Below are 13,303 nucleotides of genomic sequence, written 5' to 3'. Positions count from 1 at the left end.
AACTCGTAGAAAAAGGCCGCTTGCGCTTCCTGTCTCGGTCCCATCATTGCTCAACCCTCCAACTGATATGGAAAATTGAATCAGCAACTTACGCTCCGATCAAGCGCGAGTTTTTCAACAAAATATCCGCTTTCCAGACGCTCGCACCTTGCACAGCCAGTGGCGGGTCCGAAGCCTAAACGGTCTTAGCGAATCGCCCCCCGCGCGGGATCAAGCCGAAGGCGCCTGAACAGCGGCATCGTCCGCAGAGCAGGCCTTGTTGCTAAGTGCAACCTACGACCGCTCAGAGCCCAAAGTGTGCAGAATTCTGCATACTGCGCCAATGTCTGAAGAACAGCGCAGCGACACAAATGTTCGTTCAGCGCTACGTTTTGTGGTTACATGAAACGATGCTATCCTAAAAGCCAGCAAATGCGGGGCTAACACGATGGGCATGGAATACGACGATGCGGCGGCAGAGCGGCTGGAGGCGGTTTATCTTGGACCGGACATCATCTCGCAACGCGAGGATACTCTTCAAAGAATTGCCGTCCAAAAGGGCGAACGCGTCTTGGATATCGGAAGCGGACCTGGTTTCCTCACTGCCGAAATCGCCGCTCAAACTGGCTCGAACGGGAAGGTCGTCGGCGTAGACATCTCCCAACAGATGGTGGAGCGTGCAAGCCAAAGAAATGAGTGTGAATGGCTTAGTTATCAATGTGCGGATGCAACCGCACTCCCATTCGAGGAAGATTATTTTGACGTCGTCGTCAGCACGCAGGTCGCCGAATATGTTCCTGATGTAGACGCATTTTTAAGCGAGGCTCAACGTGTGCTTAAGCCGGGCGGTCGCGGCTTAATCCTTGCTACAGATTGGGAAGGCGTCTGCTGGCATAGCGAACACCCAGACCGCATGGAAAAGATACTTAAGGCTTTTGCGCCTCATTGTGCTAACAGCAAGCTACCGCGCACACTCACCGCCCGTCTCCGAAAAGCTGGGTTAGTTTTTGACGATGTGAGCTATTTCTCAATCGTAAATGTGGACCGGTATGAAGCTTGCTATGGAGAAGGGCTGGTTCCATTTATCGTTGCTTACTTGAAAGGACAGAACACGGTGCCAGAACAAGAACTCCAAGCGTGGGCCGAAGAACAAGCTGCCTTAGACGCGCGAGGGGAGCATTTTTTCTCGACCGGACGATTTAGCTTTTCCATCGGCAAGTCTGCCTAAATCGACAGCCGACATTTGATCGCGCAAATTCCAAGGTCGGCTCCGTTCCGCGGGGCGCACGCAGGTGCCCCACTTCAATATCTGGCGCCAAATCGGGCTCTGGCCACGAAATTTCTTTAAATCGGCGTCGCGACCGGGCATAACGGGATCAAAACGTGGCACGAAGACCCGAGGCAGAGCATGAGCAGCAATCCCCGCATGGACGATTCCCTGCGTGAAAAGATCATCACGCAACCCGATGTCATTCTGGATGACAAGGACCTGATGCGCGCGCTTATCGCCGCCAACGAGCGGGCGATGGGCGGCAATATCGTCGATCTGCGCGGCATCGCGATGGACCGGCTTGAATCGCGGCTGGACCGGCTCGAGGACACGCATCGCAGCGTGATTGCAGCGGCCTATGAAAACCTTGCCGGAACCAACCTCATTCACCGCGCGATCCTGCGCATGCTCGACCCGGTCGAGTTCGAGACCTTCCTGCGCGATCTGGGCGGCGACGTGGCCGACATCCTGCGCGTGGATTCGGTGCGCCTCATCCTCGAATCGGTTCAGAACGATGACGACCCGAGCGTGCGCCGTATGGGCGATGTCCTCTCGGTCGCCGATCTGGGATTCGTCGAAGGCTATCTGACCAACGGGCGCGGCACCCCGAAGCGGCCCGTGACCCTGCGACAGGTGCATGACGCGGATGAGCGCGTACACGGACAGGCGGCGCAGTTCATCAGGTCCGAGGCCTGTCTCCGTCTTGATTTCGGTGACGGGCGCCTGCCCGGCATGCTGGTTCTCGGAGCCGAGGATCCGCACCAGTTCACACCACAGCAGGGCACCGATCTTCTGACCTTCTTTGGCGGCGTGTTCGAACGTGCGATGCGGCGCTGGCTGTCGTGATCTCGGCGGCCGCCCGCGATGCGTTGCAGGGCTGGCTCGAAACCGCGCGCGCGCTTAGGGGCGCATCCGACAACACCCTTGACGCTTATGGCCGCGACGTGGGTGAATTCCTCGCATTCATCAGCGAACACAAGGGCGGTGAGGTCGGGCTCGCGGCGCTGGAAGATATCGGCGTCACCGACATGCGAAGCTGGATGGCGCATATGCGCGGGCGCGAAATCGGCGCGCGCAGCCTCGCCCGCAAGCTTTCGGCCGTGAAATCCTTCTTTCGCTGGCTTGCCGATCGCGAAGGGATCGATCCCACCGCCGTTCTTTCGGCACGGTCGCCCAAGTTCACCCGCAAGTTACCTCGTCCGCTTACGGCCGACGCTGCGCGCGAGGTGATCGACACTGCGGGAGTCCAGTCCGACATCCCATGGATCGGCGCCCGCGATACGGCGGTGATCACGCTGCTCTACGGCTGCGGGCTTCGGATTTCCGAGGCACTGTCGCTGACCGGGGCTGACCTTCCCTTGCCCGAAACGCTCAGGATCACCGGCAAGGGCGGCAAGGAGCGCGTCGTTCCGGTTCTTGGCGCGGCGCGCGAGGCGGTAACGCTTTATGCCGGCCTCTGCCCCCACCCGATTGACCGCGCGACCCCGCTTTTCCTTGGGATGCGCGGCAAGGCGCTCAACCCCCGGATGGTCCAGAAGGTGGTTGAACGCACGCGGCTACAGCTTGGTCTGCCGGCCACCGCCACGCCCCACGCGATGCGACACAGCTTTGCGACGCATCTGTTGAATGCCGGGGGTGATCTTCGGGCGATACAGGAATTGCTCGGCCACGCCTCGCTTTCGACGACACAGGCCTATACCGGCGTGGATACCGCACGGCTTATGGAAGTTTATCGTGCGTCGCATCCGCGCGCCGGGCGCAAAGCCTGATTGCACAGGGTCCAGATTTACGGCATGAACCCATCCATGAGTTTGCGATTTAAGGCGCTTTGCGTCCACCTCTTTACCGCCACCGGCGCTGTCTTTGCGATGCTCGCAATGCTGGCCGCCGTCGAGGAAAAATGGAGCTTGATGTTCCTCTGGCTCGTTGTGGCGTTCATCGTCGACGGCATAGACGGTCCTCTGGCGCGGAAATATCACGTCGCGACGAATGCACCCCGCTTTGACGGGGTGATCCTCGATCTGATGATCGACTATCTGACCTATATCTTCATTCCGGCCTTCGCGCTTTTCGCCTCGGATCTGTTGCCGGGCTGGACGGGATGGTTCGCGATCATCGTGATCACCTTCGCCAGCGTGCTTTACATGTGCGATACTGGCATGAAGACCGAAGACAAGTCCTTTGCGGGGTTTCCGGCGGCGTGGAACATGATGGTTCTGGTCGTCTTCGCGGTCGAGCCGAATTTCTGGATCATCCTCATGATCGTGTCGGCGCTGGCCATCGCGATGTTCCTGCCGCTCAAGTTCATACATCCTGTGCGCACGAAACGCTGGCGCTGGCTGTCGCTTCCTGTGGCGCTTGCGTGGACCGCCTTTGCGGCCTGGGCCGCCTGGGTTGATTTTCATCCCGAAAGCTGGGCCCACTGGGGTCTTGTGCTGACGTCAATCTACCTTGTGTTCGCCGGTATCGCCCAGCAAATCATCCCCGAGCGCCGAGGCTCTTGACGCCTTGCACCGGGCTCTGAAGCGTTTCGCGTAACGCTTTAGATCAGCAGCCCGGCCGCACCTTCGTGCCGCAAGAGCCAGACCTTGGTCTCGACCCCGCCCTTGGCCGAGAACCCGCCAAGCGACGCCGCCCCCAAGACCCGGTGACATGGAATGATGATCGGAATGGGGTTCCCGCCACAGCCCGTGCCCACCGCCTGAGCCGGCACGCCAAGTTCGGCGGCGAGATCGCCATAGGTGGCGGTATCGCCGAACGGTATCGCGGACATGCGGGCGCAGATGCGTTGCTGAAACTCCGAACCGCGCACCCGGCAGGGAAGATCGAACAGCTTTCGCTTACCCTCAAAATAGCCGGTCAGCTGTGCCTCGGCTTTGACCAGTTCAGGCGCGTCATCCCGAGCGCCACGCCGCCATTCCAGCCCGGTGATCGCCCCATCACTGGAGAGGAGCGTCAAAGGCCCAAGGGGACTGTGCATCATGCGTTCGGTCATGTGCCCAGTTTGGGCCACTCCGCCGCACGCGCACAACCCGGATTATGCGGAATGCGCCCCATCAGCGAGCGATTTGACAAAGGCCAGAACCTTGTCCGCGCTCTTGCCCTCTGCGATCTCGCCTACGATGGCCGAGCCCACCACGGCACCATCCGCGACGCTTGCGATCTCGCGGCTGGCTTCGGGGGTGCGAATACCAAAGCCGACGATCACCGGCAGATCGGTCGCGGCCTTGATCCGTGACACTTCGGGGCCAACATCGCCCGCCTGCGCCGTCGCGGCGCCCGTGATACCGGTGATCGACACGTAATAGACAAAGCCCGACGTGTTCTGAAGCACCTTGGGCAGGCGCTTGTCATCGGTCGTGGGCGTGGCCAGCCGGATGAAGTTGAGGCCCGCCGCCTGAGCCGGAATGCACAGCTCGTCATCTTCTTCGGGCGGCAGATCCACCACGATCAGACCGTCGATCCCGGCCTCGCGGGCATCCGCAAGGAACCTGTCGACACCGCGATTGTAGATCGGATTGTAATAGCCCATCAGCACGATTGGCGTGGTGTCGTCACCCTCGCGGAATTCGCGCGCCAACTGAAGCGTCTTTTCCAGTGTCATGCCACCTTCGAGCGCGCGCTGACCGGCAAGCTGAATCGTGGGGCCATCGGCCATCGGATCGGTAAAAGGCAGGCCCAGTTCGATGATATCGACACCAGCGGCGGGCAGGCCGCGCACGATCTCGAGCGATTTTTGATAATCCGGGTCGCCCGCCATCACATAGGCAACAAAGGCTTTTTGTCCGGCCTTCTGCAATTCGGCAAACTTGGCGTCGATACGGCTCATGAGCGTGGTCCTTCGCGAATGTCCGACCCGATTTGCCCAATTTGCGGACCAAAGGCAATGGGGCGAGGCCGGGATTGTGCGTATTTGGCGAACATTGAAAGCCACGCGCACCCTTGCGCCTTGGCGGGTGCGCGCCTAGAAGCGGCGCGGACCACCGCAGGAGATGTGCCATGGGCTTCAGAATGGGTATTGTCGGGCTTCCGAATGTGGGCAAGTCCACGCTTTTCAACGCGCTGACGCGTACGGCGGCCGCGCAGGCCGCGAATTTCCCCTTCTGCACGATCGAACCCAATGTGGGTGACGTTGCCGTCCCCGACAGCCGGTTGGACCGGTTGGCCGCTATTGCGAAATCCAAGCAGATCATCCCGACGCGCATGACCTTTGTGGATATCGCGGGCCTCGTGAAAGGCGCCTCCAAGGGGGAAGGGCTTGGCAACCAGTTCCTGGCCAACATCCGTGAGGTCGATGCCATCGCCCACGTCCTGCGCTGTTTCGAGGATGGGGATGTCACCCATGTCGAGGGCCGGGTGGACCCGGTGGCGGATGCCGAGACCATTGAGACCGAACTGATGCTGGCCGATCTCGAGTCGATCGAGAAGCGGCTTCAGAATATCGTTCGCAAGGTGCGCGGCGGCGACAAGGAAGCCGTTCAGCAGCAGCGCCTGATGGAAGCCGCCAAGGCCGCGCTCGACGAAGGGCGCCCGGCGCGGACCGTTGAGGTGGACGCCGAGGACGCACGCGCCTGGAAGGGCTTGCAGCTTCTGACAACCAAGCCGGTGCTCTATGTCTGCAACGTGGGCGAAGCCGAGGCGGCGAAAGGTAACGCGCATTCCGCCAAGGTGGCCGAGATGGCCGCAGCCGAGGGTAACGCGCATGTCGTCATCTCGGCCCAGATCGAGGAAGAGATCAGCCAGCTTGATGCAGACGAAGCGGCAATGTTCCTCGAAGAGATGGGCCTTGCCGAGGCCGGGCTCGACCGGTTGATTCGCGCAGGCTATGAGTTGCTTCACCTCGAAACCTATTTCACCGTCGGCCCCAAGGAAGCGCGCGCCTGGACCATCAGGTCAGGCACCACCGCGCCCAAGGCCGCCGGGGTGATTCACGGCGATTTCGAGAAGGGCTTTATCCGCGCCGAGACTATTGCCTATGATGATTTCGTCGCACTCGGAGGCGAGCAGGCGTCCAAGGACGCCGGAAAGATGCGCGCCGAAGGCAAGGCCTATGTCGTCAAGGACGGCGACGTGCTGCATTTCCTGTTCAACAATTGAGGTGCGGCGGGCCTGCGTCAGAGATGTGGGGGCTGAATTTCAACACCCCGCAGATGTGGCATCATGAAGGTCGCGCGGCGCGCGTCTAAAGCGGATCGACCTGCTCAGCATATCGGCGAATTGCCCGACACATGAGCATTCGCTCTTGCCCTCACGCTTTGACGCCGATACACCCGCCAGCGGAGCTGTGGCCGAGTGGTCGAAGGCGCTCCCCTGCTAAGGGAGTAGGCCCGAGAGGGTCTCGTGGGTTCGAATCCCATCGGCTCCGCCACTTGCCCCCGCGAAAGCGTTCTCCCGATCCGGCTGCGGCCGGATTTTTCCGTTGTTTTCGAGGGTTATGCGGGAAGGGCTGTTAACCGGCCCATGCCCCGAAAAGCGCACAGGCGTTCTCTCCGGGCCGATATTCTCCGGACCTCATGACTGCGCCGATTTGGTGAACAGCTTACAACCATATGAAATTGCAATAATTTTCTGGGGCTGCAGCTGAACACTTCGATGCCAGTGGCATCCGGTGTGATGGAACAGAAACCGAACGTTCCCCTTATTGCCGTGGCCAGGACTCGACGCGTCCGCTCGCAGATATCTAAAAAGGTCCGATCAGGCAGCCTCGACGGTGTTCAATGCCTTCACGATTTCGATGATTTGCTTCATTTGCTCCTACGGTGTCGCTTGACATATGCACAAACGGCTGCCCGTTTGATCACCAATCAGGGGAGCGTTCCTGCTGCCCCCGAAACCCCCATGACCACTACATGGAGACCAACCTTCTGCAGATTGGATGCGCGCCATGTCATGGGGACGAGTTTCACCCGAGACCAGGAAGGGCGCATTTCATAAGGGCGCATTTCATAGCTACCCTTGCCTTGGAACCATCCCATAGACCATGATGCGTTCTTGCGCCCGTGCCACCCATATCAAGCACACGGGACTGCAATGGCGCCAGCACGAAAGAGAAGTCACGTTATCTTTCCTTGTTTCGGTTGAAAAGACGAGAAAAACTATTCGTTTGCATTCGTAAAGAACACGCTCAAGCGACCTTTTCTGGAAGCTTCATTTCTTCCGGTTTCTCTACCCCCTCCAGCGCCTTCCGGTAGTCTGCCAACAAGGTTGCTTCATCCGTGTCGGAACCCAACATGTACCCCACTACGCGCTTCGCAACCCCTTTACCCTTTGTGTTGATCGACTCTTTGCGCGGATTCCAAACCAAACCGCGATAAGGAGCCTCGGAGAGCTGGGAAGGGAGTGACGAAAGGAGTGAGGTGATCTCACTTTGACTTAACACGCGTGATTTTTTGAGATGACAATAGTTCTCCGCGATGATCTCTAGACCAATCGGACGGAATAATAGATGTCCTCCTGAGGCTGACCTAAGCGCACTTCCATCCACGTTGGATGGTGCGGCGTCCAGGTAATCCCTGACTTCTGGAAATGAAGCGTGCACGCACTCAAAGAACTCTAAGGCGTATTTTTCATATGTATCTAGCTGCTTGTTCGACGGACGGTTGAACCTCAGCACCTCCAGCCTAGTACCCATTCCCTTTGAGAAAAGAATTTTCAAGGTGTCATAGAGATTCACAATTGTTGTTAGCGCCGTGGGCACGCGCCGCCTTCCACGTCCCCGCAACAATCTCTGGCTGTCGGAACACCGCACGGAGTTGATCGATGACGGCGGCCTCGATCTCGCCCGCGGGCACCCGGCCCACCGGGCAGGATCCGGCGCCGTGCTTCAGCACGGTCTGGCTGACATAGTAGCGGTAGAGCTTGTCGCCTTTGCGCGTGTGCGTCGGCGAGAAGGCGGCGCCATCGGGGCCGAACAGCAGCCCTTTCAGCAGCGCGGGCGTGTCGGCGCGCGTGCGGGCGGCGCGCTTGCGCGGGCTTTCCTGCAGGATGGCGTGGACGCGGTCCCACGTCTCGCGGTCGATGATCGCGTCGTGCTCGCCGGGGTAGCTCTCGCCCTTGTGCACCGCCTCGCCGATGTAGGCGCGGTTATTGAGCATCCGGTACAGGTACTTCTTGTCTATCCGGTTGCCGCGGGGCGTGCGGATGCCGCGTTTGGCGACCTCCCGCGCCAGTTCCGTACCCGATCCGATCTCATGGAAGCGGGCGAAGATCCAGCGGACATGGCCCGCGTGCTCGTCGTCGATGACCAGCTTCCGGTTCTCGACCCGGTAGCCGTAGGGCGGGACCCCGCCCATCCACATGCCTTTCTTTCGACTGGCGGCGACCTTGTCGCGGATGCGCTCGGCGGTTACCTCCCGCTCGAACTGGGCGAAGGACAGCAGGATGTTCAGCGTCAGCCGCCCCATCGACGTGGTCGTGTTGAAGGATTGCGTCACCGACACGAATGTCACATCATTGCGGTCGAACACCTCGACCAGCTTGGCGAAGTCGGCGAGGGAGCGGCTGAGGCGGTCGATCTTGTAGACGACGACCACATCGACCAGCCCGTCCTCGATGTCCTCCACCAGCCGCTGCAGGCCGTGCCGGTCCAGCGTGCCGCCGGAAATGCCGCCGTCGTCATACTGATCCCGGACCAGCACCCAGCCTTCCGATCGCTGGCTGGCGATGTACGCCTCGCAGGCCTCGCGCTGCGCGTGCAGGCTGTTGAACTCCTGCTCCAGCCCTTCCTCGGAGGATTTCCGGGTGTAAATCGCGCAGCGCTGCTTGCGGACGATGGGCTTGGTCATGTCCGCGCCCTCCGGCTCTTGAGACCGAAGAAGACCCAGCCGTTCCAGCGCGTGCCGGTGATCGCGCGGGCAATGGCCGAGATCGACTTGTAGGGCCGCCCCTGCCACTCGAATCCGTCCGCGGTGACGGTGACGACATGCTCGACCCCCTGCCATTCGCGGAGCAGCCGCGTGCCGGTGATCGGTTTCAGATCTGCGCGAATGCGGCTTTTCTTGCGATCACCGCCATCCAGCTCCTCGCCCAACCGCTCCAGCCGCCGGATGGTCTCGGGCTTCAGCCCGCCATATTCCAGTTCCTGGATGCGGTAGGCCAGCCGGCTTTCCAGGTAGCGTCGGTTGAAGGGCGGCGGCTCGCTGTCGAACAACTCGTGCCACTGCGCCTTCAATTCCGGCGTCGTCGCGGCCTTCAGCGCGGCCAGGCGCGCGGGTATCCGGCCAAGGATCGCTCGGGGCGTCTCGACATGGTCGAGGCTCCCCATCTCGGGCGCCTGATGGAGAAGATCCGCCAGCCCGCAACACCCGCCCCCGAGCGGCTGAGCCACGCCGCGCCAACGACGGCGCCGGCCACCCCCTCCGACACCAACGACAGCTGAAAGGACCCCTCCCATGTCTCTCTGGAACGATTTCAACGACGCGCAATCGAACACCAACGTCATCCCCAAGGGCACGCTCGCGAAGGTGCGGATGACCATCCGGCCCGGCGGCTTCGACGATCCCGCGCAGGGCTGGACCGGCGGCTACGCCAGGCGCGGCGCGACCGGGGCCGTCTATCTCGACGCCGAATACACGGTGCTGGAAGGGCCGTATGCCCGCCGCAAGATCTGGTCGCTGATCGGGCTCTACAGCCCCAAGGGACCGGACTGGGCCAACATGGGCCGCAGCCTCGTGCGCGGCATGCTGAACTCGGCGCGCGGGATTTCCGACAAGGACAATTCGCCGGAGGCGCAGGCAGCGCGGCGCATCGACGGCTTCGCCGATCTCGACGGGCTCGAGTTCGTGGCCCGGATCGACATCGGCACCGACACCAACGGCGAGGACAAGAACGAGATCCGCGCGGCGGTGACCCCGGACCACCGCGACTACGCGCAGATCATGGGCACAGCGCCGGCAGCCGCCGCGCCCGCACAGGGTTATCCGGCCCCGCAGCCGCAGCCCAGGCGATCGAAGCGTTTCGTGGTCGAGAACGCCGACCGGCTGTCAAGAAAAATCGTCCTGTGACGGAATTTTTGGAGAGACATCGCACGGGGTTCACTTATCGGCGCTGAGGGATACAAACGGGGTATGATCGCACGAGCCGTGAACGAAGGGACGAAGGCCGCAGCGCTGGATGCCGGGGTCCAACCGGAAGCCAGTTCGGGGTCCAGACGGGAACATGACGGCACGCAAACGGCGACAGTTCGAAACCGGGCAAACGCCCGCCGCCTGACCGGAAAAACTGTCTCCGCCTGCCCGTAACCCTCTGATTTTACGGTTCCTTTCCGTTCACCTTCGTATGCTGGCGGGCGTGGCGCGAAATATCGCCAGCGACAAGGCCAATTTTTTGGGAAGCCACCCGGAATCCAGAAGCCACCTGAGCTGCCTGAAACCCTCGTAAAATCAAACAGCTGACCGGCCGCGCGGGGTGGATACCCCGCGGATGCCGGAGTCCGGCCGGAAGCCAGGGTATCCACCTCGGTGGAGTCCACGCCGCGGGAGTCCAGCGCGGCCAACGCCACCGCGCGAACAGCATCGACAGGATCACGCATGACCCTCGCCTTCGCCCCCGAGCGGATCGAGCAATGGCCGCTGGCCAGGCTCCAGCCCTATGCCCGCAATGCGAAGCAGCACGGCGCCGATCAGGTCGCGAAGCTGGCCGCGAGCATGGCCGAGTTCGGCTGGACCGTGCCGTGCCTCGTCGGCGAGGATGGCGAGCTGATCGCGGGCCACGGACGCGTCCTGGCCGCCACCCAACTGGGGCTGACAGAGGCACCGGTGATCGTGCTGGGCCACCTGACCGAGGCGCAGCGGCGGGCGTATCGTTTGGCCGACAATAAATTGACCGAACTCGGAACATGGGACGAGGCGCTGCTCTCGGCCGAGCTGCAGGACCTGCTGGCCGACGATTACGACCTGTCGCTGGTCGGTTTCTCGGACGGCGAGCTTGACAAGCTGCTGGCCTTCGATCCGGACGGGGGCGGCGAAGAAGAGGTTGTCGCCGGGGGCTCCGCGCCGCCGGTGACCATCCCCGAGCCGCCGCGTAACCCGGCGTCCCGCACCGGCGATCTCTGGATCCTCGGCGATCACCGCCTGCTCTGCGGCGACAGCACCAGCGCGGCCGATGTGCGCCGCCTGATGAATGGCGAGCGGGCGATCCTGTTCGCCACCGACCCGCCATACCTCGTCGACTACGACGGCTCGAACCACCCGACGCGGAACAAAGACTGGTCGGCGTCCTATGGCACAACCTGGGACGACAGTTCGCAGGGCGCGGACCTCTACGACGGCTTCATCGCTGCAGCCGTGGCGGAAGCCATCACCGACGATGCCGCCTGGTACTGCTGGCACGCCTCGCGCCGCCAGGCGATGCTGGAAGCCTGCTGGGAAAAGGCGGGGGCCTTCGTGCACCAGCAGATCATCTGGGTGAAGGACCGCGGCGTCCTGACCCGGTCGCATTACCTCTGGAAGCACGAGCCCTGCTTCATGGGCTGGCGCCGCCCGAACCGTCCGCCGAAGGTGGCGCAAGAGACGCTGCCTTCCACCTGGGAAATGCCGTCCTTTGCGAAGGACGAACGCCCCGACCACCCGACGCCGAAGCCGCTCGACGCCTTCGGCATCCCGATGCGCCAGCACGTCGCCCGCGGCGGGCTCTGCTACGAGCCGTTCTCGGGCTCGGGCTCGCAGATCATGGCGGGCGAAGCCAACGGCCGCCGTGTCTTCGCGATGGAAATCAGCCCGGCCTATGTCGATGTCGCCGTGGAGCGCTGGCAGGCGGAGACCGGGAAGTATGCAGTCCTTGATGGCGACGGCCGGAGCTTCGCCGCGGTGAAGGAAGAGAGGCTGGGCGACAAGGCCGATGCCGCCGCCTGATGACCGTCTACTACAACGATGCCGATCCCGCGGCCTGTGCCTGGCTGCGGGAACTGATCTCGGCTGGGTTGCTGCCGGATGGCGAGGTGGATGCGCGGTCCATCCTCGATGTGGAGCCCGCCGATCTGCGCGGCTTCACCCAATGCCATTTCTTCGCCGGGATCGGCGGCTGGCCCTACGCGCTGCGCCTCGCCGGCGTGGCCGGCGATCTCTCCGTCTGGACCGGCTCGCCGCCCTGCCAGCCCTTCAGCCAGGCCGGGCAGCGCAAGGGACAGGACGATGACCGCCATCTCGCCCCGGCATTCCTGCAGCTCGTTGCAGCCTGCCGACCGGAGCTCGTCTTCGGCGAGCAGGTCGCCAGCGCGGCAGTGCTCGGACCGGTTGGCGGCGCGGCTCGAACAGCGACTGAGGATGCGGCTGGCTGGGCGTGGTTCGACGCTCTGGCGGCTGACCTGGCAGCGGCATCTTACGCCGTCGCGGCGGCCGATCTGCCGGCTGCGGGCGTCGGCGCGCCGCACATCCGCCAGCGGCTCTTCTTCGGCGCCGCCGCCCTCGAGCAGGGCGGGCTGGGCGACAGCCTCGGCGCGGGATCACAAGGACGGCTCGGAATGCCGGATGGTGCCGATCAATGCGCTGCTCGGCCGGCAGGTCTGGCTGGCAGGCTGGCCGACGGCGATGGCGGGCTCGCCCGCGACGGCAGCGTACAACGCGGCCGGCAACACCGATGCGAGCCGCAGGACGGTGAAGCTGGTCGACTGGTCGACCGCGCCGACCCCGCCGGAACCCGCGCGACGGACGGCGTCTGGCGAGATCCGGACTGGCTCCTCTGCCGCGATGGCCGCTGGCGGCCCGTTGAGCCCGGAACATTCCCGCTGGCTGATGGGATACCCGGCCGCATGGGTTTGCTGCGGGGCTACGGCAATGCGATCGTGCCGCCGCTCGCGGCGGAGTTCGTGACGGCGTTTATGGAGAGCCTGTAATGAAGCAGAGCCGCACAATGTCCATGATCGAAGCCGCGACGAATGTCGTCGTCGGCTATGTGCTGGCCATCGCCACGCAGATCGTAGTGTTCCCGTGGTTCGGGATCGAGACAGGGCTCGCGGAGCACATGACCATCGGGCTCGCCTTCACCGGTGTGTCGCTGGCGCGGGGTTATGTCCTGCGCCGACTGTTCGAGGCGATCCGGACTCGGAGTTCTTGAGGA

General features: G+C 62.6%; 14 protein-coding genes and 1 tRNA gene. 10 read left to right on the top strand and 5 right to left on the bottom strand.

Annotated elements, in window-relative coordinates:
• Positions 1-433: 433 nt before the first annotated feature.
• The 4 genes from V8359_RS16425 to V8359_RS16410 all read left to right on the top strand — a co-directional run bounded on the left by V8359_RS16425 (position 434) and on the right by V8359_RS16410 (position 3,753).
• Positions 434-1,207: a methyltransferase domain-containing protein gene (locus V8359_RS16425; protein WP_336430159.1), complete on the top strand. Its 774-nt coding sequence runs from the start codon at positions 434-436 to the stop codon at positions 1,205-1,207.
• A gap of 180 nt (positions 1,208-1,387) precedes the next feature.
• Positions 1,388-2,095, top strand: a complete 708-nt coding sequence (locus V8359_RS16420; RefSeq protein WP_336430158.1) for a DUF484 family protein — start codon at positions 1,388-1,390, stop codon at positions 2,093-2,095.
• Entirely contained in the window at positions 2,092-3,018 is a 927-nt protein-coding gene (locus tag V8359_RS16415) for a tyrosine recombinase XerC (protein WP_336430157.1), read from the top strand. The genes V8359_RS16420 and V8359_RS16415 overlap by 4 nt, the downstream gene beginning before the upstream one ends.
• Before the next feature lie 36 nt (positions 3,019-3,054).
• The gene (locus tag V8359_RS16410) at positions 3,055-3,753 is read left to right on the top strand and encodes a CDP-alcohol phosphatidyltransferase family protein (protein ID WP_336430156.1); all 699 of its coding nucleotides are present in this window, start codon (positions 3,055-3,057) and stop codon (positions 3,751-3,753) included.
• 38 nt (positions 3,754-3,791) lie between these two features.
• Here the strand turns inward: V8359_RS16410 and V8359_RS16405 are convergent, their stop codons facing one another.
• Together V8359_RS16405 and trpA are read right to left on the bottom strand one after the other, a co-directional pair.
• Positions 3,792-4,244, bottom strand: coding sequence for a methylated-DNA--[protein]-cysteine S-methyltransferase (locus V8359_RS16405; protein WP_442970394.1), 453 nt, complete (start codon positions 4,242-4,244; stop codon positions 3,792-3,794).
• Between the two features lie 42 nt (positions 4,245-4,286).
• A complete protein-coding gene (gene trpA, locus V8359_RS16400; protein WP_336430153.1) occupies positions 4,287-5,078 on the bottom strand; it encodes a tryptophan synthase subunit alpha in 792 nt (263 codons plus the stop codon).
• Positions 5,079-5,248: 170 nt separating this feature from the next.
• Between trpA and ychF the strand changes: the two genes are divergently transcribed.
• Together ychF and V8359_RS16390 are read left to right on the top strand one after the other, a co-directional pair.
• A complete protein-coding gene (gene ychF, locus V8359_RS16395) occupies positions 5,249-6,346 on the top strand; it encodes a redox-regulated ATPase YchF (RefSeq protein WP_336430152.1) in 1,098 nt (365 codons plus the stop codon).
• A gap of 181 nt (positions 6,347-6,527) precedes the next feature.
• A tRNA-Ser gene (locus V8359_RS16390) sits at positions 6,528-6,617 on the top strand.
• 756 nt (positions 6,618-7,373) lie between these two features.
• Here V8359_RS16390 and V8359_RS16385 read toward each other — a convergent pair.
• From V8359_RS16385 to V8359_RS16375, 3 genes are read right to left on the bottom strand one after another with little or no spacing between them, the layout of a single operon-like run.
• Positions 7,374-7,946 (bottom strand): hypothetical protein, encoded by a 573-nt coding sequence (locus V8359_RS16385; protein ID WP_336430151.1) that lies wholly within the window; start codon positions 7,944-7,946, stop codon positions 7,374-7,376.
• Entirely contained in the window at positions 7,909-9,033 is a 1,125-nt protein-coding gene (locus tag V8359_RS16380; RefSeq protein WP_336430150.1) for a recombinase family protein, read from the bottom strand. The genes V8359_RS16385 and V8359_RS16380 overlap by 38 nt, the downstream gene beginning before the upstream one ends.
• Entirely contained in the window at positions 9,030-9,512 is a 483-nt protein-coding gene (locus V8359_RS16375; RefSeq protein WP_336430149.1) for a DUF2924 domain-containing protein, read from the bottom strand. Before V8359_RS16375 ends, V8359_RS16380 begins: the two co-directional genes overlap by 4 nt.
• Before the next feature lie 127 nt (positions 9,513-9,639).
• Between V8359_RS16375 and V8359_RS16370 the strand changes: the two genes are divergently transcribed.
• The 4 genes from V8359_RS16370 (at position 9,640) to V8359_RS16355 (ending at position 13,300) form a co-directional block, all read left to right on the top strand.
• Positions 9,640-10,251: a hypothetical protein gene (locus V8359_RS16370; RefSeq protein ID WP_336430148.1), complete on the top strand. Its 612-nt coding sequence runs from the start codon at positions 9,640-9,642 to the stop codon at positions 10,249-10,251.
• A 525-nt stretch (positions 10,252-10,776) separates the two neighbouring features.
• Positions 10,777-12,099, top strand: a complete 1,323-nt coding sequence (locus V8359_RS16365; RefSeq protein ID WP_336430147.1) for a site-specific DNA-methyltransferase — start codon at positions 10,777-10,779, stop codon at positions 12,097-12,099.
• Positions 12,099-13,079, top strand: coding sequence for a DNA cytosine methyltransferase (locus V8359_RS16360; RefSeq protein WP_336430146.1), 981 nt, complete (start codon positions 12,099-12,101; stop codon positions 13,077-13,079). The genes V8359_RS16365 and V8359_RS16360 overlap by 1 nt, the downstream gene beginning before the upstream one ends.
• On the top strand, positions 13,079-13,300 hold the full coding sequence (locus V8359_RS16355) for a DUF7220 family protein (RefSeq protein ID WP_336430145.1): 222 nt from the start codon (positions 13,079-13,081) through the stop codon (positions 13,298-13,300). The genes V8359_RS16360 and V8359_RS16355 overlap by 1 nt, the downstream gene beginning before the upstream one ends.
• The last annotated feature ends 3 nt before the right edge of the window (positions 13,301-13,303 follow it).

The sequence above is a fragment of the Roseovarius sp. E0-M6 genome (genome assembly GCF_037083845.1).
In the GTDB taxonomy this organism is placed as follows: domain Bacteria; phylum Pseudomonadota; class Alphaproteobacteria; order Rhodobacterales; family Rhodobacteraceae; genus Roseovarius.
The sequence above is the reverse complement of the archived record's forward strand: the minus strand, read 5'-3'. Positions and strand labels throughout refer to the sequence as shown.

What these genes read in the sequence shown, in the direction of transcription:
- V8359_RS16425 (WP_336430159.1), top strand. Translation starts at nt 434, where the DNA reads ATGGAATACGACGATGCGGCGGCAGAGCGGCTGGAGGCGGTTTATCTT.
- V8359_RS16420 (WP_336430158.1), top strand. Translation starts at nt 1,388, where the DNA reads ATGAGCAGCAATCCCCGCATGGACGATTCCCTGCGTGAAAAGATCATC.
- V8359_RS16410 (WP_336430156.1), top strand. Translation starts at nt 3,055, where the DNA reads ATGAGTTTGCGATTTAAGGCGCTTTGCGTCCACCTCTTTACCGCCACC.
- V8359_RS16405 (WP_442970394.1), bottom strand. Translation starts at nt 4,244, where the DNA reads ATGACCGAACGCATGATGCACAGTCCCCTTGGGCCTTTGACGCTCCTC.
- trpA (WP_336430153.1), bottom strand. Translation starts at nt 5,078, where the DNA reads ATGAGCCGTATCGACGCCAAGTTTGCCGAATTGCAGAAGGCCGGACAA.
- ychF (WP_336430152.1), top strand. Translation starts at nt 5,249, where the DNA reads ATGGGCTTCAGAATGGGTATTGTCGGGCTTCCGAATGTGGGCAAGTCC.
- V8359_RS16380 (WP_336430150.1), bottom strand. Translation starts at nt 9,033, where the DNA reads ATGACCAAGCCCATCGTCCGCAAGCAGCGCTGCGCGATTTACACCCGG.
- V8359_RS16375 (WP_336430149.1), bottom strand. Translation starts at nt 9,512, where the DNA reads ATGGGGAGCCTCGACCATGTCGAGACGCCCCGAGCGATCCTTGGCCGG.
- V8359_RS16370 (WP_336430148.1), top strand. Translation starts at nt 9,640, where the DNA reads ATGTCTCTCTGGAACGATTTCAACGACGCGCAATCGAACACCAACGTC.
- V8359_RS16365 (WP_336430147.1), top strand. Translation starts at nt 10,777, where the DNA reads ATGACCCTCGCCTTCGCCCCCGAGCGGATCGAGCAATGGCCGCTGGCC.
- V8359_RS16360 (WP_336430146.1), top strand. Translation starts at nt 12,099, where the DNA reads ATGACCGTCTACTACAACGATGCCGATCCCGCGGCCTGTGCCTGGCTG.
- V8359_RS16355 (WP_336430145.1), top strand. Translation starts at nt 13,079, where the DNA reads ATGAAGCAGAGCCGCACAATGTCCATGATCGAAGCCGCGACGAATGTC.